This is a genomic window from Pseudomonas putida (assembly GCF_005080685.1).
In the GTDB taxonomy this organism is placed as follows: Bacteria; Pseudomonadota; Gammaproteobacteria; order Pseudomonadales; family Pseudomonadaceae; genus Aquipseudomonas; species Aquipseudomonas putida_V.
Genome location: NZ_CP039371.1, coordinates 212524 through 230414 on the forward strand (window position 1 = coordinate 212524; position 17891 = coordinate 230414).

Sequence of the window (17891 nt, forward strand, 5' to 3'; positions counted from 1 at the left end):
GTCAGCTGGCCGTGCCGAGGTCAGGCCAGCCGTTCCACCCGAACCCACCAGCGCGTGCGTTGACGCAGCCGCACTGGCAGCGTCTGCGGCAGCAGTTGCAGCAGGCTATCGGGGTCTTCGAGGCGAAACACCCCTGACAGGCGCAGGCCGGCGACATCGTCGGCACAGGCCAGATAGCCATGGCGATAGCGGCTGACCTGGGCAAGGAAATCGACCAGGCGCATATCACGAGTGACGATCAACCCTTCGCTCCAGGCCATGGCATCCATGTCGACCTGGTCCACGCGTTGCACGCCCTGTGCGTCGATGCGCCAATCCTGGGCGGTGGTCAGCCATTGCAACTGGCCGCCGGGGCGATGCACCGCGACGCGTCCCTGGCTGAAATTGACGCGGGTGCAATCGTCGTCCTGGCGAACGTTGAAGCGGCCCTCGAAACCCTCGAGCAAGGCTTCGCGGGTTTGCACCAGCAGTGGCCGCCCTGGGTTGGCCTGGTTGCTACAGGTCAACATCAGTTCGCCCTGCTTGAGCCGTACCAGGCGTTGCTCGCGGTCGAACGCCAGGTCCACCGCGCTGCGCGTGTTCAATTGCAGCAGCGAGCCGTCGGGCAGGGTGAAGCTGCGCCGCTCGCCGGTGGCGGTGGCATAGTCCGAGGTCCAGGCACTGACCGGCTCGAGATCGCGGGCCAGCCAGCCGGCCGTGCCCACCATCGCGATGCCGCCCAGCAGCTTCAGTGCCTGGCGTCTATGCAGGCGCCGCTGGGTGGTCTCCAGTGTCTGCAAGGCCACGCTGGCACCGGGCACGGCACGCAGGTCGAGGTCCTGGTGCAGGCGCATGACCCGCTGCCAGGCCAGTTCATGTTCTGCTTGAGCCCCGCGCCATTGATCGCACTGTTGCGCAAGGCCTGGATTGTTGCCGCTTTCGCGCAACCTGAGCATCCAGTGGATGGCCTGTCTAACCGCCTTTGCCGAGGGTGCTGCGGTGCTCATGGGCTCAGCGTTCGTCTTCATAGCGCAACTGGTAGCAGTGGTAGAGCGCATCGGCGACATGGCGCTCCACCGAGCGCAGGGAGATGCCCATGTGCTCGGCGATCTGCTTATGGCTCAGGCCTTCGCACTGGGCCAGGAGAAAGGCGCGGCGGACCTTGGGCTTGAGGCCATCGAGCAGGCGTGCGATGCGCTCGAGTAGCTCCATCAGCAGTTCGCGGGTTTCGGCAGAGGGCGCCTGGGCTTCGGGCAAGTGGGCCAGCGCTTCGAGGTAGGCCCGGTGCAGCTCTTCACGTCGCCAGTGGTCGATGACCAGGCCACGCGCCACGGTCCGCAGAAAGGCTCGCGGGGCGCTTAGCTCCAGCGTTTCGCGACGCTGCAGCAGGCGCACGAAGGTGTCCTGCGCCAGGTCCGCGGCATCGGCGGCATTGCCCAGCTTGCTACGCAGCCAGCCATGCAGCCAGCCATGATGATTGCTGTAGAGCGTGTGCACCGAGTCGTTGGAAGGCATGGCGGGCAGTGTTATTAATGATAATGACTCTCATTGTTTGCCAGTGGCCCGTGAGTTTGCAACCGGAATTTGCCGCCGCTGCTCCCATACCTACCGCTGTTTCGCCGCCTGGCGGTCCAGATAGGCGCGGATGGCCTGTGCGCCCTTGTTCAGGTGCGCCTCCAGAATGCCCACCGCTGCCTCCACCTGTTGCTGACTGGCGGCATCCAGCAGCGCCAGGTGATCGTCCTGGGTCAGCGTGCCCAGGCCCATGGACGACAGGTGAAAGCGCAGGAAGCGCTCCTCCTCGTTGAGTTCGTGCTCGATCAGGCGCAGCAGCTTCTGGTTACTGGCCTTGCTGTACAGGGTCATGTGGAACAGGCGGTTGAGGCGGCCGAGCTCGGCATGCTCGGTCTGGTTTTCCAGCTGCCGGATGTAGTCCCTGGCCTGGTCGATGTCATGGGGTTCGAGGCGCGGCACCGACTGGCGCAGCGCCTCGGATTCGAGCAGTACCCGCAGGGCGTAGGTGTCGACCGCATCTTCACCGATCAACGGCGCGACCACGGCGCCTTTGTGCATCTCGACCTGCAGCAACCCCTGCGCCTCGAGCTGGCGCAGCGCCTCGCGCACGGGCATGCGGCTGACGCCGAACAGGGTGGCCAGCTCCTGCTGGCGTATGGCGGTGCCCGGTGCAAGCCGGCCATCGAGAATAGCGCTGCGCAGGCGCTCTTCGATCACCCCGCGGGCCTGGTGGGCGGGTACCTGTTCGCTACCGAACACGCTGCTCAGTTTGATTTTTGCAGACACGCGGGAATGCGCCTCGACGAAAACAGTAATTGGATCCAATCAACCTAGCTACAGGCACGCGCCTGTCAAACCGTCGCCATCCGAAGCGGGGCCGAGCCTTGTGAAAACGCGGCTATCGTGTATCAAGTCTATGTGCAAAGGAAGACGCCAAACCGTGCCAGCCGTGGAAAGTTTCGACGAGCCGACCATTGGCGATAGCCCCTTGCGGCGCTATTGGCATTTCGCCATGTCCGAGTGCACCATCGGCGTCTCGCAACAGCCCATGCAGGTGTCGTCAGTGGCGGCGATCCGAGCCCTCAAACCTACGGCGCCACCCCTGACACTGCGCCTGACCCTGGCCATGCTGCTGAGCGCGATGGTCGTGCTCGGCCTGCGCGCGGACTGGGACTTCGCCCAGATCAGCCAGCGCGCCCAGGCCCTCTACGGCCCGCTTGGCCAGGGCAAGCAGCGCATCGATGCCTGGCAGCGCCTGCTGGCCACCCAGAGCCAGGGCAGCGAGACGCAGCGCCTGCAGGAGGTCAACCAGTTCTTCAACCAGCAGCTGGGCTATGTGGAAGACATCGACCTGTGGCACGAGGTGGACTACTGGGCCACCCCGATCCAGTCGCTGCTCAAGGGCGCCGGCGATTGCGAGGACTATGCTATCGCCAAGTATTTCAGCCTGCGACGCATGGGCATCCCCAGCGAAAAGCTGCGCATCACCTACGTCAAGGCGCTGAGCCAGAACCGCGCGCACATGGTCCTGACCTATTACGCCAGCCCCCAGGCCGAGCCGCTGGTGCTCGACAGCCTGATGAACGCGATCAAGCCCGCCAGCCAGCGCAACGACCTGCTGCCGGTGTATGCCTTCAATGGCGAGGGCATGTGGCTGAGCAATGCCGGCGGCAACAAGAAGGTGGGCGACACCAAGCGGTTGTCGCGCTGGCAGGATTTGCTGAAAAAAATGCAGGCCGAAGGGTTCGATGGCGAACCCGTGTACTGAAGGAGCGCCGATGTCACTGTTCAAGCAATTGCTGCTGGCTATTTGTCTGTTCCTGGTGGTCGCGTTCAGTGGCAGCTTCATGGTCAGCCTGGAAAGCTCGCGCAGCCAGTACGTCAACCAGTTGCGCTCCCATGCCCAGGACGCGGCCACTGCCCTGGCGCTGTCGCTCACGCCCAACATCGACGACCCAGCGATGGTCGAGCTGATGGTCAGCTCGATCTTCGACAGCGGCTACTACTCCAGCATCAAGGTCATCGACGTGGCCTCCAACGCGGTGCTGGTGGAGCGCCATGCCGAACCGGACAGCGGCGGGGTGCCGGCCTGGTTCATTCGCTTGATCGGCCTGGCGCCGGCGGCTGGCGATGCCATCGTCAGCCGAGGATGGCAGCAGGCCGCACGGGTGGAAGTGGTCAGCCACCCGATGTTCGCCCTCGGCAAGCTGTGGCAGAGCGCCTTGGGCAGCCTGGGCTGGCTGGTGTTGTGCGGGGCGCTCAGCGCTGCCCTGGGCGCGTTGCTGTTGCGTCGCCAGCTGCGCCCACTGGACTACATGGTCGAGCAGTCCCAGGCGATTGCCCGCCGGGAGTTCCTCAGCCAGTCGAAACTGCCGCGCACGCCCGAGCTGCGAAGGGTGGTGCAGGCGATGAACCAGATGGTCGAGAAGCTCAAGCAGCTGTTCAGCGAGCAGGCCGAGCGCAGTGAAAAGCTGCGCGCCGAGTCGTATCAGGACAGCCTCACCGGCCTTGCCAACCGGCGCTATTTCGAGATGCAGCTCAATGCCAGGCTGAGCCCCCAGGAGGAGGTGCGGCCCGGTTACCTGCTGGTGTTGCGCGTGCGCGACCTGGCCGGTATCAACGCGCGCCTGGGTGGCCAGCGCGCCGACCAGTTGTTGCAGGCAGTGGCCCAGCAGCTGCGCCAGGCCTGTGCCGGGTTTGCGCACTCCAGTGACCTGATCGCCCGCAGCCGTGGCGGCGAGTTCGTGGTGCTGGCGCCAGGCCTGGTGTTCGAGGAGGCCACGCACCTGGCCCAGGCGCTGGAGGCGGGCCTTCACAGCCTGCACCAGACCGACGCCAGCGATGTCGACCCGGTCGCCTGCATCGGCCTGGCGCCGTACGTGCCAGGCGACTCGCCGCAAGCGTTGTTGCAACTGGCCGACGAGGCCGTCTCGCGGGCCGAGAGCCAGGGGCGGCCGACCTGGGGATGCCTGGAGCAGCGGGCCGTGGCTGATGTGGTCGACAGCCGTCACGCCTGGCACCAGCGGCTCGACCAGGCGCTGAGCCAAGGCCGCTTCGAGCTGTTTTTCCAGCCGGTGGTGGCCAGCGACGACCCAACGCGGGTGCTGCACTACAAGGTGATCTCCAGGCTGCACGATGAACGCGGCGAAGCGCTGGCGGCCGGGCGTTTCCTGCCTTGGCTGGAGCGCTTCGGCTGGATGCCGCGGCTAGACCTGCTGGTATTGGAGAAGGTGCTGGCGCACATGCGCTCCCACGAAGAGGCGCTGGCGCTCAACCTGTCCGCGGCGACCGTTGCCGATGCCAAGGTGCTGCAGCAGGTATTCGAGTTGTTGGGCCAGCACCCCGCGCTGGGGCCGCGCCTGACACTGGAGCTCGGTGAAGAGCAGTTGCCCGAACAGACGGCGCTGGAGCAGCTCACCCGGCACTTGCGTGGGCTGGGCTTCAGCCTCGCGCTGCAGCGCTTTGGCGGGCGCTTCAGCATGATCGGCAACCTGGCGCACCTGGGTCTGGCCTACCTGAAGATCGATGGCAGCTATGTGCGCAATATCGATCATGAGACACACAAGCGCCTGTTCATCGAAGCCATCCAGCGCGCCGCGCACAGCATCGACCTGCCGTTGATTGCCGAGCGGGTCGAGACCGAGGGCGAACTGCAGGTATTGCGGGAGATGGGTGTACAAGGCCTGCAGGGTCGCTTGGTGGGCGAGCCCGCGCCCTGGACCGAGGTGTAGGAGCCGGCTTGCCGGCGATTGGGCCGGTACAGCCAACGCCACACTCAGATCAAACGGTCGTCCTCCTCATCCGCAATCAGGTTGTTCAGCCCACCCAGCGCCTTGCGCGCCGTGGACCTGCTGAGCAACTTGGCCTGCGCCCCCGGAGGCAGGTCGGTGATGCTGATCACCCCCTTGGTGGTCAGCACCTCGATCAGGTCCTCAAGCACGCGGATCATGTCCAGGTCGCTTTGCTTGAGTTGTTTCAGGCTGCTTTCGACGGCGTCCGCGGCGAACCAGGCCTGGACCTCGGCATGGTCGGCCGCGAGGATGTCGGTGAAGCCTTCATAGGGGGCGGCCTCGACTCGCAACAGCAGCCCCCGCTCGTCGCGTTGCACGTAAAACATGCTGTCCATCCTCGTTACAATGAGCCCGTGTGCGCAGCTTAGGCAAACTTGCCGTGGTGCGCCTGCGGCTGATCCTGCTCAATGTTCTTTTCTGTTGTCCCCCGAAGAATGTGACCACCGACACGACCTGCGAGCGTCTGATCGGCGGATGAGTGCGGACGAATGCCTGTGACGTTTTGTCGCATGCCGTCGATCAACTCTGAGCAATGGCACCTTGACATCGCTCAGCGTAGGCGTTGTAAAATTGACATATCGCGTTTGGCATACCGAAAAACGATGGTTTTTTGACATAAATGTGTCACGTGAACGCCTGAACTTTAACTAACCATTAAGTGCGCAGTATCAGATGAGTGCCTCGAACGATATTCGTAGTTTGTTCAAGCAGTTTGGCGGTCAACCCGAGCAGTATCAGGAGTTCGCACGTGACGACAGCGGGCGCGGTTCTTCCGTGCGCTGGCCGTTGCTGTCCGCCTCTGGCTCTCAAGCGCCAGCCGTGCCTGCGGTGAATGCATTCGCCAGCGTGCCGAACGCTGCGCACCATGTGGCCGAAGTCCCTGTGCCTGCGGCGCAGACGATGTCGAAACACCTGTCTCAGGCTGAGCCCGAGGCATCCGACTGGTCCCCGGCGGGCCTGCGCAACCTCTTGGCCAAACTGGCCGAGGAGCCGGCTGCCCCAGCTGTCAGCGCACCGGTGGCGGTCCAGGCGCGTCCCGATCTTGCGCACCTTCGCATCATCGCGGTGGTGTCCTCGAAGGGTGGAGTCGGCAAGACCACCATGGCCGCCAACCTCGCCAGCGCACTGCGCCGTAGTGGCCGCCAGGTGGTCGCCGTCGACCTCGACCCGCAGAATGCCCTGCATCATCACTTCCAGAGCGCCGATGCGCAGGCCGATGTCATGGAGGATGCCGGTATCGTGCACGCCGGCCAGCCGTGGCAGGCGATGGGGCGTGTCAGCGAGGACGGTGTGCTGGTGGTCGCCCATGGCATGATCGACGAGCTCCAGCGCCCGGACTTCGAGCACGGCTTGCAGCACGACCCGCTGTGGCTGGCCCGGCACCTGGCCGAGATGGAGATCGCCGAGGGCGCCATCGTGGTCATCGACACGCCACCTGGGCCGTCGGTCTACCTGCGCCAGGCCTTGTCGGTGGCCAACCTGGCCATGGTCGTCAGCCTTGCCGATCCGGCGTCCTACACTTCGCTGCCTCAGATCGACAAGTTGATTGCCGCCTATACCCAGGGCCGCGACGACTTTGCTGGCGCCTCCTATGTCATCAACCAGGTCGACTACTCGCGCCAGCTGAACAAGGACATCACGCAGATTTTGCGTGGCCTGCTTGGCAAACGTTTGGTGGGCATCGTCCACCGCGACCAGTCGATCAGCGAAGCGCTCGCCTATAACCGCAACGTGCTGGGTTACGACCCCAACGGGCGGGGCTGTCACGACGTTCTCGACTGCGCGCAAGCGCTGATCGGGCGCCTGGCAGTCGCCACCGCCGCTACTGCAGCCGCGCAATGAACCGGGCCAAGGCAAACCTGCCAAAGGCAGGTGATGGCTGGCGTGCGCACAAAGCCTGGGACCTGCTGTTCGGGCTGGTAGCCGTGGCCATGCTGGTGGTCGTGGTCACCGTGCCGTTCGAGCTCGAGGAGCAGATGCTGTTCTGCGCCGCCTGCCTGGGAGGCACGCTGTTGTTGCGCCGACGCGGCAGCCGCCTGGCGGTGCTGGCCATGACCGTGATGTCGGTCATCGCCTCGCTGCGCTATCTGTACTGGCGGCTGACCTCCTCGCTGGGCTTCGAGAGCCCGCTGGACATGTTCTTCGGTTACGGCCTGGTCGCCGCCGAGCTCTATGCCCTGCTGGTGCTGTTGCTCGGCTACGTGCAAACCGCCTGGCCGCTGCAGCGCAAGCCTCATCCGCTGCCCCCCAACAGCACGTCATGGCCGAGCGTCGACGTGTTCATCCCGACCTACAACGAGCCGCTGGAAATCATCCGCCGCACCGCCCTGGCCGCCATGGCCATCGACTGGCCGCGCGACCGCTTCAACGTCTACGTGCTCGATGACGGGCGCCGCGACGAGTTCCGCCAGTTCTGCGAAAGCACCGGCATCGGCTACATCACCCGGGGCGACAATACCCACGCCAAGGCCGGCAACCTCAACAACGCGCTGCGTCACACCCACGGCGAATACATCGCCATGTTCGACGCCGACCATGTGCCGACCCGCTCCTTCCTGCAGGTGTGCATGGGCTGGTTCCTCAAGGACGCGAAGCTGGCGCTGGTGCAGACCCCGCACTATTTCTTCTCGCCCGACCCGTTCGAGAAGAACCTCGAGACCTTCCGCAGCGTGCCCAACGAGGGCGAGCTGTTCTATGGCCTGATCCAGGACGGCAACGACCTGTGGAACGCCACCTTCTTCTGTGGTTCGTGCGCGGTGATCCGCCGCAAGCCCCTGGAGGAGATCGGCGGCATCGCCGTCGAGACCGTCACCGAGGACGCCCACACCGCGCTCAAGCTCAACCGCCGTGGCTACAACACCGCCTACCTGCCACTGCCACAGGCTGCGGGCCTGGCCACCGAGAGCCTGTCCGGGCATATCGGCCAGCGTATTCGCTGGGCGCGGGGCATGGCGCAGATCTTCCGCACCGACAACCCGTTGCTGGGCAAGGGCCTGAACCTGGGCCAGCGCCTGTGCTACCTCAACGCCATGCTGCACTTCTTCTATGGCCTGCCAAGGCTGGTGTTCCTCACCGCGCCGCTGGCCTACCTGATGTTCGAGGCCCAGGTGTTCCAGGCGCCAGCCCTGCTGATCCTGGCCTACGCGCTACCGCACATCCTCATCGCCAGCGTGACCAACTCGACCATCCAGGGCCGCTTCCGCCATTCGTTCTGGAACGAGGTCTACGAGACCGTGCTGGCCTGGTACATCATGCGTCCGGTGTTGCTGGCGATGATCAACCCCAAGGCCGGTGGCTTCAACGTGACCGCCAAGGGCGGCATGATCGAGGAAGGCTACTTCGACTGGAAGCTGGCGCGGCCCTACATCGCGGTGCTGACCCTGAACCTGCTGGGCGCGGCGATCGGCGTGTACAAGCTGGCCTTCGACCCGGACGCCAGCGCGACCACCTTGCTGATCAACCTGGGCTGGACGCTGTACAACATCATCATCAGTGCCGCCGCCGTCGCCGTGGCCAGTGAAACCCGGCAGATCCGCGCCGAACCGCGGGTCTTCGCGACCCTGCCGGCGACCATCGGCCTGGCCAATGGCAAGACCGTGGCCTGCACCACCAACGACTTCTCCCAGCGCGGCGTGGGCCTGACCCTGCCCGATGGCGTCTCGGTGGCCCGTGGCGAGCAGGTGCAGGTGTCGCTGTTCCTCGACGAACAGGAATGCGTGCTCCCCGCCCAGGTGGTGTTCAGCCGCGGCGCGACGCTGGGCCTGACCTTCCATGAGCTCAACCTGCAGCAGCAGTACGACCTGACCCGGCTGACCTTCTCGCGTGCCGATACCTGGGCCAATGCCTGGGGCCAGGCCGCCGATACACCGCTGTCGGCACTGCGCGAGGTGTCGCGCATCGGTGTGCGCGGGATCGCCCAGCTGGCGCGCGCCACGCTCGATGCGGCCGTATCCCGTGTTCGTCCTTCATCCCTCCCGTCCGGCGATCATCCTCCGAGGAATCCATGAGCTTCTCTGTCATCGGCAAGCCAACAGGCCGGCTCGCATTCGTGCTGCCGCTCTCTCTGCTGTTCCTCGCGGCTGGCCCGGTCAGTGCCGACGAGCAGGGTGCGGTCGAGCCCGTCGTCGAGGCGGCCGTGCCCGGCCAGAACGCCACGCTCAAGCAGCTGGGCGCAGGGTACACCTTGAACCTGCGCGGCATTGAAGGCAGTGACAGCGTCAACTTCGACGTGCGCGCCGACCGGGTGGTGACCGGCGCGCGGCTGAACCTCGAATACAGCTATTCGCCGGCGCTGCTCCCCGACATGTCGCAGCTCAACGTGCTGGTCAACGACCAAGTCGCGGCGAGCATTCCGTTGCCCAAGGAAACCGCCGGCAGCCCGCAGAAGCAGGTGGTGGAGATCCCGCCGCACCTGATCACCGACTTCAACCGCCTGACCTTGCAGCTCATCGGTCACTACACGATGCAGTGCGAGGACCCGCAGCACTCGAGCCTCTGGGCCAAGGTCAGCAACGGCAGCGAACTGCAACTGCAACTCGCCCCGCTGGCACTGCCAAACGACCTGGCCCTGCTGCCTGCGCCGTTCTTCGACCGCCGCGATGCCCAGCGCCTGGAGCTGCCGTTCGTGTTCGCCGAAACGCCGAGCACCACCCAGCTGGAGGCCGCTGGCGCGGTGGCTTCCTGGTTCGGTGCCCAGGCCAGCTACCGCGGCGCGCACTTCCCGGTACTGCTCAGCGAATTGCCGGCCCAAGGCAACGCCGTGGTCTTGCTGACCGAAGGCCAGACCGTGGCGGGCGTGCAGGGGGAGGCTGCGGCCAAGCCCAGCGTACGTGTGCTCACCAACCCCAACGATGGCAATGGCAAACTGCTGCTGATCAGTGGCCACGACGCCGGGCAGCTCAAGCAGGCCGCTGCTGCGCTGGTCGGTGGCAGCGGCGTGATGAAGGGCGAGCAGGCGAGTGTCGAGGGTGTCAGCCAACTGCATCCGCGCAAGCCTTACGATGCGCCCAATTGGCTGCCCAGCGACCGCCCGGTGCAGCTCGGTGAGCTGACCGAAGCCAAGCGCCTGAGTGTCGCCGGCTACGACCCAGGCACCATCAACCTGCCGATGCGCCTGCCGCCGGATCTGTTCACCTGGCGTGAAGCCGGGGTGCCGCTGCACCTCAAGTACCGCTACACCCCGCAACCGGTGTCGAGCAACTCGTCGCTGCTGGTCAGCATCAGCGGCAAGTTCATCAAGTCGCTGCCGCTGCCGTCGCAAGAACTCCTCAAAGACGACCAGACCCTGATGTCGCGCCTGAAACAGGATGAAACCCTACTGCGCGACGCCCACCTGACCGTGCCGCTGGCCAGCTTCCCGCTGCAATCGTCGCTGCAACTGCGCTTCATGTACGACTACATCAAGCAGGGTGAATGCCGCGACATCATCATCGACAACATGCGTGGCACCATCGAGCCCACCTCGACGCTCGACCTGAGCGGCTACCGCCACTTCATCGCGCTGCCCAACCTCGGCGTGTTCCGCGACAGCGGCTTCCCGTTCACGCGCATGGCCGACCTGTCCGAGACAGCGGTGGTCATGCCCGATGGCTATGGCACTGCCGAGGTGTCGGCAGTGCTCGATGTGCTCGGCCACTTCGGCGACTCCACCGGCCTGCCGGCCACTGCGGTCAGCGTGGTGCAGGCCGGCGACGACGCCGTGCTGCGAGGCAAGGATCTGCTGGTGTTCGCCTCGGGTGGCAACCAGCCGCTGCTGCAGCGCTGGGCCGAGCACCTGCCTGCCAGCCTCGGCGGGCAATCGCACTTCCAGCTGTCGGACCTGGCCTATCGCGTACGCGACTGGGTCAGCGGCGACGACCGCATCGACGAGCGTCGCTCGAACGGCAGCGTGGCCCTTGGCAGCGGCGCCGTGGACAACTACCTGACCGGTTTCGAATCGCCTCTGGACAGTGGCCGCAGCGTGGTGATCCTCGCCGGTGGCAGTCCCCAGGGGCTGGGCGAGGTAACGGCCGCGATGGGCGCGGCCCAGGACGAAGACAACGCCATCCAGGGTAGCCTGGCGGTGGTCAACGGCACCCGCGTCAATTCGCTGGTGGCCGACGAGCAGTACTACGTCGGCGACCTCGGCACCTTCCGCTACCTGCAGTGGTGGCTGTCGCGCCACCTGGGCGGCACCCTGGTGCTGACCGCCGTGGGCGTGGCGCTGGCCAGCGTGTTGCTGTACCTGAGCCTGCGTGCCCGGGCTCGCAACCGGTTGAAGGACTGAGCATGGCCAGCCTGCTATCACGTGCCCTGATCGCCCTGGTGCTGTGCACCGGGTTGTCCGCCCAGGCGGCCGAGCCTGCCTGCAAGGCGGCCTGGCCGATGTGGACGGCCTTCGCCGAACGTTGGGTGCAGGCCGACGGCCGGGTGCTGGAGTCCAGCCTCAAGGCCAACCACAGCACCTCCGAAGGGCAGGCCTACGCCTTGTTCTTCGCCCTGGTGGCCAATGACCGTGCGCGCTTCGAGCAGATCTGGCGCTGGAGCCGCGAGAACCTCGCCGGCGACCAGCCCGGCGCGATGCTGCCGGGCTGGTTGTGGGGGCAGGGCAGTGATGGCAACTGGCAGATCCAGGACCGCAATTCGGCCTCCGACGCCGATCTGTGGTTCGCCTACGCGCTGATTGAAGCCGACCGCCTGTGGCAGGTGCCGGCTTACCGTGCCGACGCCCAAGCCCTGTTGGGTCAGGTCAAGGCGCAGGAGGTGGCCGAGTTGCCTGGCCTTGGCCCGACCCTGCTGCCAGGGCCGGTAGGTTTCGCCCAGGCCGATCACCTGTGGCGCCTGAACCCGAGCTACGTGCCGCTGCCGCTGTTGCGCCGGGTGGCAGCCTTCGACACCCAAGGGCCGTGGAAAGGCGTGCTGCAGAGCAGTGCCAAGCTGCTGCGCGACGGCGGTGGCCAGGGGCTGGCCGCCGACTGGGTCGGCTACCGTGCAACCTCCGCCAAGGCTGGCTTGTTCGTGCGCGATGCCACCTCCGGCGACCTTGGCAGCTACGACGCTATCCGCGTCTACCTGTGGGCCGGCATGACCGACCCGGCCGACCCACTGGCCGCGCCGGTGCTGGCAGCCTTGCAGGGCATGGCCCGGTTGACCGCTGCCAGCGGCGTGCCGCCGGAAAAGGTCGCGCTTGCCAGCGGCCATGGCGAAGGCAGCGGCCCGTTCGGCTTTTCCGCCGCCCTGGTGCCGTACTTCCAGGCCAATAACCAACCGTGGCTCGCCGACCTGCAGGAGCGCCGTGCCCGCCAGGCGCTGGAGGCGGCCCTGCAAGGCACGCGCGATCCCAAGCTGCCCTCGGCTTATTACGACTACATGCTCAGCCTGTTCGGCCTTGGCTGGGGCGAACATCGCTACCGCTTCGCTGCCAACGGCCAATTGAAGCCCTTCTGGGAGTCCGAATGTTCCGCAAAAGCCCCCTGACGCTGGGTCTGCTGGCCGTCCTGATCCACGGCGCCGCCCTGGCCGAGAACAGCGACCCCAAGCATCTGCTGGTTGACCAAGGCCTGTTCTGGCAGGGCCAGGACAAGCCCAAGCGCGCCGCCGAAGTGTGGAACAAGCTGCTCCTGCTCGACGCGCAGCAGCCCGATGCGCTGTACGGCCTGGGGCTGATCGCCGTTGGCGACAAGCAGTTGGCCAAGGCCAATGAATACCTGGCCCGCCTGCGTGCCTTGAGCCCGCAGCCGCGTCAGGCACGCCAGCTGGCCCAGGATATCCGCCTGGCCGACCCGGCCAACGCCAAGCTGCTGGAGCAGGCGCGCCTGGCGGTGGATAACGACCAGCGCGGGCAAGCCGACGAGCTTTACCGCAAGGCACTCGGCAACCAGCCGGCCCAAGGCCGCGTCGGCCGTGAGTTCTACAACAATCTGGGGTTCCTCGACGGCCACTGGCCCGAGGCGCGCCAAGGCTTCGAGCGCCTGCGCCAGGAGCAGCCGGACGACCCTTACGTGACGCTGTTCTTCGCCAAGCACCTGGTGCGCCGCGAGGACACCCGCGAGGAAGGCATCCGCGCCCTGGAGCGCCTGGCCAAGCGCGAGGACATCGGTGGCGATGCCGACGAGACCTGGCGTCTGGCGCTGACCTGGCTGGGCGCTCCGAGCACCCGCCAGCGGCCGTTGTTCGAAAGCTTCCTGGCCAGCCACCCCGACGATGAAGAGATCCGCGCCCTGCTCGCCAAGGGCCGTGCCGGTGGCGCGGCAGGGAGCGCCGGCTGGCAGCGCGATCCGCAGGTGCAGCGCGGCCTGAAGGCCCTCGAGCAAGGCGACCAGGCAGGCGCCGAGCGTGAATTTTCCGCCCGTCTGAAAGCCGCGCCGAACGACGCCGATGCCCTCGGTGGGCTGGGCGTGCTGCGCCAGCAGCAAAACCGTTTCGAGGACGCCGAGGTGCTGCTTGGCCGGGCCGTGAAGGCCGGCGGCCGCTCGTGGCAGAAGGCACTCGACGAGGTGCGCTACTGGTCGTTGCTGCAGCAGGCCCGGCAAAGCCAGGCGCAAGGCCGCATGGGCGACGCCCAAGTACAACTGGAACAGGCCCGGCGCATGCGCCCGCAGGCCTCGGAAGCCGCGCTGGCGCTGGCCGACGTGCAGGCTGCCAACGGCAATCCGGCAGCGGCCGAACCGCTCTATCGCCAGGTGCTGGCGCAACGACCGAGCGATGCCAATGCGCGTCGCGGCCTGATCGGCGTGCTGGTCCAGCAGGGCAAGCAGGACCAGGCCCTGCGCGAAGTACAGCAACTGCCCAGCGACGAGCAGGACAAGTTGGGCGGTTTGGGCCGCATGCGTGCCGACCTGGCATTGCAACAGGCGCAACTGGCCGAACAGCGGGGTGACACGGCCAGCCAGCGGGCCGCGCTCGAAGAGGCCCTGCGCAATGACCCGAACAATGCCTGGGCCCGTTACGGCCTGGCACGCCTGTACCAGGGCATGGGCGCCGGCGACGAAGCCCGCAGCCTGATGGCCGGCATGCTGCGCGCGCAACCCAACGACCCCGACGTGCTCTACACCTCGGCGCTGTTCTCGATGCAGCAAGGCGAGTGGAGCAAGGCCCGCGAGCAGCTGTCGAGCATTCCGGCCGAAGCGCGCAGCGAAGAGGTCGCCCAGTTGCTGGATGACGTCGAGTTCCGCCAGCGCCTGCAAGAGGTCGAGCGCCTCAACAAACGTGGCAGCTACCAGGAGGCCCGGGTATTCCTGTCGCGCCTCGATCCGCTCGCCCGTGGTGTGCCGGAGCGCCAGGCGCAACTGGCCTCGGCCTACGCCGACGCCAAGGACCCGCAGCGCGCCCTGGGCCTGCTACGGGGCGTAATGGCTGCCAGCCCGCAAGCCGATACCGGGCTGCTGCTGCGTTATGCCGGCGTGCTTTTGCAGGCCGGCCAGGAGCCTGAGGTCGCGGGTATCCTGCGCGATCTGCAGGGCCAATCGCTGACCCCTGAGCAACGCCGCCAGTATGACGATCTGCTGTTCCTCTACCGCGTGCGCAAGGCCGATCAGTTGCGCGAGCAGGGCGACCTGGCAGCGGCCTACGACACCCTGTCGCCGGCCCTGGCACAACGCCCGCAAGACCCCTTGGCCGGCGCTGCGCTGGCGCGCATGTACGCCGCCAATGGCGACACTCACAAGGCCTTCGAACTGTACCAGCCACTGGTACAGCGCAACCCCGACGATGCCCGGCTGCTGATTGGCGCCGCCGATGTCGCGGCGCAGCTGCGTGAGGACGGCTACGCCAGCCAGGCCCTGGAGCAGGCGCTCAAAGTAGCGCCTGACGATCCGGAAGTATTGATCGTGGCGGCGCGTATCTACCGCTTCCAGGGCCGTACCAGCGAAGCGGCTGCGCTGCTCGGCAAGGTGGTCAACCAAGAGAAGCGTCAACAGGACAGCAGCAGCTATGCGGCGGCCACGCCTGTCGGTGTGCCGAGTAACCCGTTCGCCAGGGCCGACCAGCCGCGTGCCGGTCAATCGGTGGACGCGTTGCTGGCGCCGACTCTGGCTGCAGCGCAACCGACCCGCCTGCCGCCAGCCAGCGACGCCAGCAATCCCTTCCTGACCACGGCGCAGGCCGATAAGCCTGACCCGCGTGCCGGCATGAGCCAGGCCGCTCGGACCCTGAGCGATATCCAGCAGGAGCGCAGCGCCTACGTGGTCCAGGGTCTGGAAGTCAGCGGCAACGACAGCGAGTCGGGCCTGGGCCGCATGAGCAACGTGCAGACGCCGTTCGAGGCCAGCGCGCCGGTTGGTGACAGTCGCGTGGCGCTGCGCGTGACTCCGGTCGCGCTCAATGCGGGCAGCCCGAATAGCGAGGCGGCCACCCGCTTCGGCCTTGGAACCACTAAGGTCGGTTCGCAGAAAGCCTCCGGTGTAGGCGTGGCCGTGGCCTTCGAAAACCAGCCCAGCGGGGTCAAGGCCGATATCGGCACCACACCGCAGGGCTTCCTCTACAGCACCCTGGTCGGCGGCGCGTCCATCGAGCGGCCGGTGGCAGGCAACCCGGACCTGCACTGGAAGGCCACGGCCTCGCGGCGCGCGGTCACTGACAGCGTCACCTCGTTCGCCGGCAGCAAGGACAAGCGCAGTGGCGTGAAATGGGGTGGCGTCACGGCCAATGGCGGTCGCCTGGAACTGAGCTATGACGACCGCCAGTTCGGCGCCTACGTGTATGGCTCGATGCACAGCCTCAAGGGCCATAACGTCGAGGACAACACCCGTGCCGAGCTGGGCAGCGGCATGTACTGGTACCTGCAGAACAGCGAGGACACCCAGCTCACCGCCGGCCTGAGCCTGATGGCCATGGGTTACGAAGACAACCAGGGTTACTACACCTATGGCCACGGCGGTTACTTCAGCCCGCAGAGCTTCTTCGCCCTCGGCGTGCCGGTCAGCTACTCGCGGCGCTTCGAACGCCTGACCGTATCGGTCAAGGGCTCGGTCGGCGTGCAGTCCTTCCACCAGGACGCCGTGGACTACTACCCGACGATCAAGGGCACGCAACAGGAATACTCCAGCGACAGCAAGACCGGCGTCGGCTACAACCTCGCCGCCGCTGCCGAGTACCAGCTGGGGCGCAACTTCTTCCTCGGTGGTCACATGGGCCTGAACAACGCCCAGGACTACCGCGAATTCAACGGTGGCATGTACGTGCGCTACATGTTCGAGGACCAGTACCGGCCAATGGCCCTGCCGGTCAGCCCCTACCGTTCCCCCTATTCCAATTGAACCGATTCTAGGAGAACACCATGCCTGCTTCCGCGATTGCCGGCCTGTCCCTGCTGGTGCTGGGTGAAAGCCACATGAGCCTGGCCAACCACCTGACCGAGCCCCTGAACGCCGCCGTGGTGGCCAAGGGTGGCCACGCCTATTCCATCGGCGCCTGTGGCGCCAGCGCGGCGGACTGGCTGGTGACCAAGAAGGTCGACTGCGGTGCCGTGCAACAGGACAACGGCAAGCTGCAGATCAAGGGCCGCGAAGCCACCACCACGCCGATCAAGGAACTGATCGCCCAGCACAAGCCCGACGTCGTGGTGCTGGTGATCGGCGACACCATGGCCAGCTACGACAAGCCCGCCTTCCCCAAGGCGTGGGCTTGGCAAAGCGTCACCAGCCTGACCAAGGCCATCAGCGAGACCGGTACCAAGTGCGTGTGGGTCGGCCCAGCCTGGGGCAAGGTCGGCGGCATGTACAAGAAGAACGACCAGCGCACCCAGCTGATGTCGCAGTTCCTCGCCGCCAACGTGGCGCCGTGCAGCTATGTCGATTCGCTGACCCTGTCCAAGCCGGGCCAATGGATCACCACCGACGGCCAGCATTTCACCGTGGCCGGTTACAAGTCCTGGGCTGGCGCGATCGTCGATGCCATCGACAAGCTCCCGGCCGGCAGCCTCAAGGGGAACGAATGATGCGTCGTATCGCTGGCGGCCTGGCCGCACTGCTGACCCTGGGCGCCGCCCACGCTGCCGAGATCCCGTTGTACCCGACCGGTCCCAGCGAGGACGCGGCCTTCCTGCGCTTCTTCAACGCCGGCAGCGCCGAGCTGCACCTCAGCGCGGCCAATGGTGCCGGGCTGAACCTGGCGCCGGGCGCGGCCTCGAACTTCCTCACCGTGCCTGCCGGCAAGCCGATCAAGGGCACCCTGGCGCTGGCCGGCCAGCAACAAGGGCTCGACGTCAGCGTCGAACCGGGCGAGTTCGCCACCGTGGTCGGTGTGCCCGATAGCAAGGCCCTGCGCCTGGTCACCGTGCGTGAGCAGCCGGACGACTTCAATGCCCTGAAGGCCTCGCTGGCGTTCTACAGCCTCGATGCCAGTTGCGCCCAGCCTGGCCTGCGCTCTGCCGCCGGCAACGTCGCCATCTTCAACGACGTGGCCGATGGCAGTGCCCAGCGCCGCTCGATCAACCCGCTCAAGCTGGCGGTGCAACTGACGTGCGCTGGCGCCCCACGTGGCGAGGCGCTGGACCTCGGGCAACTGGCCGCCGGCCAGCGCTACACCGTGTTGCTCGCGCCCGGTGCCCAAGGGCCGCGCCTGTACCAGGCGCAAGACACGCTGGCCAACTGAGCCTCGCCAACCGCCACACGCCTACTGACGGACAAC

13 protein-coding genes are annotated in these 17891 nt (G+C 66.4%); 9 read left to right on the forward strand and 4 right to left on the reverse strand.

Annotated features, from left to right (window positions below; genetic code table 11):
- Window positions 1-20: 20 nt before the first annotated feature.
- The 3 genes from E6B08_RS01040 to E6B08_RS01050 all read right to left on the reverse strand — a co-directional run bounded on the left by E6B08_RS01040 (window position 21) and on the right by E6B08_RS01050 (window position 2280).
- Window positions 21-986: a FecR domain-containing protein gene (locus E6B08_RS01040; protein ID WP_136912388.1), complete on the reverse strand. Its 966-nt coding sequence runs from the start codon at window positions 984-986 to the stop codon at window positions 21-23.
- Window positions 987-990: 4 nt separating this feature from the next.
- A complete protein-coding gene (locus E6B08_RS01045) occupies window positions 991-1494 on the reverse strand; it encodes a sigma-70 family RNA polymerase sigma factor (RefSeq protein ID WP_136912389.1) in 504 nt (167 codons plus the stop codon).
- A gap of 90 nt (window positions 1495-1584) precedes the next feature.
- Complete coding sequence (locus E6B08_RS01050; protein ID WP_136912390.1) at window positions 1585-2280, reverse strand: GntR family transcriptional regulator; 696 nt, start codon at window positions 2278-2280, stop codon at window positions 1585-1587.
- A 262-nt stretch (window positions 2281-2542) separates the two neighbouring features.
- Between E6B08_RS01050 and lapG the strand changes: the two genes are divergently transcribed.
- On the forward strand, window positions 2543-3262 hold the full coding sequence (lapG, locus tag E6B08_RS01055) for a cysteine protease LapG (protein ID WP_416194384.1): 720 nt from the start codon (window positions 2543-2545) through the stop codon (window positions 3260-3262).
- A 10-nt stretch (window positions 3263-3272) separates the two neighbouring features.
- Window positions 3273-5225, forward strand: a complete 1953-nt coding sequence (lapD, locus tag E6B08_RS01060; protein WP_136912391.1) for a cyclic di-GMP receptor LapD — start codon at window positions 3273-3275, stop codon at window positions 5223-5225.
- 44 nt (window positions 5226-5269) lie between these two features.
- On the opposite strand, the gene E6B08_RS01065 is transcribed toward lapD, so the two are convergent.
- Window positions 5270-5611 (reverse strand): tryptophan synthase subunit beta, encoded by a 342-nt coding sequence (locus tag E6B08_RS01065; protein ID WP_136912392.1) that lies wholly within the window; start codon window positions 5609-5611, stop codon window positions 5270-5272.
- A gap of 346 nt (window positions 5612-5957) precedes the next feature.
- Here E6B08_RS01065 and bcsP point away from each other — a divergent pair, with 346 nt between their 5' ends.
- The 7 genes from bcsP to E6B08_RS01100 are packed head-to-tail and all read left to right on the forward strand — an operon-like array spanning window position 5958 to window position 17855.
- The gene (bcsP, locus tag E6B08_RS01070) at window positions 5958-7127 is read left to right on the forward strand and encodes a cellulose biosynthesis protein BcsP (protein ID WP_202877485.1); all 1170 of its coding nucleotides are present in this window, start codon (window positions 5958-5960) and stop codon (window positions 7125-7127) included.
- On the forward strand, window positions 7124-9292 hold the full coding sequence (bcsA, locus tag E6B08_RS01075; RefSeq protein ID WP_136912393.1) for a UDP-forming cellulose synthase catalytic subunit: 2169 nt from the start codon (window positions 7124-7126) through the stop codon (window positions 9290-9292). The genes bcsP and bcsA overlap by 4 nt, the downstream gene beginning before the upstream one ends.
- Entirely contained in the window at window positions 9289-11550 is a 2262-nt protein-coding gene (gene bcsB, locus E6B08_RS01080; RefSeq protein ID WP_136912394.1) for a cellulose biosynthesis cyclic di-GMP-binding regulatory protein BcsB, read from the forward strand. Before bcsA ends, bcsB begins: the two co-directional genes overlap by 4 nt.
- A gap of 2 nt (window positions 11551-11552) precedes the next feature.
- On the forward strand, window positions 11553-12740 hold the full coding sequence (gene bcsZ / locus E6B08_RS01085; protein ID WP_136912395.1) for a cellulose synthase complex periplasmic endoglucanase BcsZ: 1188 nt from the start codon (window positions 11553-11555) through the stop codon (window positions 12738-12740).
- Window positions 12719-16519 carry a cellulose biosynthesis protein BcsC gene (locus E6B08_RS01090; protein WP_136912396.1) on the forward strand — a complete coding sequence of 1267 codons (3801 nt, stop codon included), beginning with the start codon at window positions 12719-12721 and terminating at the stop codon, window positions 16517-16519. Before bcsZ ends, E6B08_RS01090 begins: the two co-directional genes overlap by 22 nt.
- 20 nt (window positions 16520-16539) lie before the next feature.
- Window positions 16540-17199 carry an SGNH/GDSL hydrolase family protein gene (locus E6B08_RS01095; protein WP_136912397.1) on the forward strand — a complete coding sequence of 220 codons (660 nt, stop codon included), beginning with the start codon at window positions 16540-16542 and terminating at the stop codon, window positions 17197-17199.
- Window positions 17199-17855, forward strand: a complete 657-nt coding sequence (locus tag E6B08_RS01100; protein WP_192938670.1) for an alginate O-acetyltransferase AlgF — start codon at window positions 17199-17201, stop codon at window positions 17853-17855. Before E6B08_RS01095 ends, E6B08_RS01100 begins: the two co-directional genes overlap by 1 nt.
- The last annotated feature ends 36 nt before the right edge of the window (window positions 17856-17891 follow it).

Bases quoted from the DNA above. Each gene is read 5' to 3' on its own strand.
- lapD (WP_136912391.1), top strand. From the start codon at position 3,273: ATGTCACTGTTCAAGCAATTGCTGCTGGCTATTTGTCTGTTCCTGGTG.
- E6B08_RS01100 (WP_192938670.1), top strand. From the start codon at position 17,199: ATGCGTCGTATCGCTGGCGGCCTGGCCGCACTGCTGACCCTGGGCGCC.
- E6B08_RS01065 (WP_136912392.1), bottom strand. From the start codon at position 5,611: ATGTTTTACGTGCAACGCGACGAGCGGGGGCTGCTGTTGCGAGTCGAG.
- E6B08_RS01095 (WP_136912397.1), top strand. From the start codon at position 16,540: ATGCCTGCTTCCGCGATTGCCGGCCTGTCCCTGCTGGTGCTGGGTGAA.
- bcsB (WP_136912394.1), top strand. From the start codon at position 9,289: ATGAGCTTCTCTGTCATCGGCAAGCCAACAGGCCGGCTCGCATTCGTG.
- bcsP (WP_202877485.1), top strand. From the start codon at position 5,958: ATGAGTGCCTCGAACGATATTCGTAGTTTGTTCAAGCAGTTTGGCGGT.
- bcsZ (WP_136912395.1), top strand. From the start codon at position 11,553: ATGGCCAGCCTGCTATCACGTGCCCTGATCGCCCTGGTGCTGTGCACC.
- bcsA (WP_136912393.1), top strand. From the start codon at position 7,124: ATGAACCGGGCCAAGGCAAACCTGCCAAAGGCAGGTGATGGCTGGCGT.
- E6B08_RS01040 (WP_136912388.1), bottom strand. From the start codon at position 986: ATGAGCACCGCAGCACCCTCGGCAAAGGCGGTTAGACAGGCCATCCAC.
- E6B08_RS01045 (WP_136912389.1), bottom strand. From the start codon at position 1,494: ATGCCTTCCAACGACTCGGTGCACACGCTCTACAGCAATCATCATGGC.
- lapG (WP_416194384.1), top strand. From the start codon at position 2,543: ATGCAGGTGTCGTCAGTGGCGGCGATCCGAGCCCTCAAACCTACGGCG.
- E6B08_RS01090 (WP_136912396.1), top strand. From the start codon at position 12,719: ATGTTCCGCAAAAGCCCCCTGACGCTGGGTCTGCTGGCCGTCCTGATC.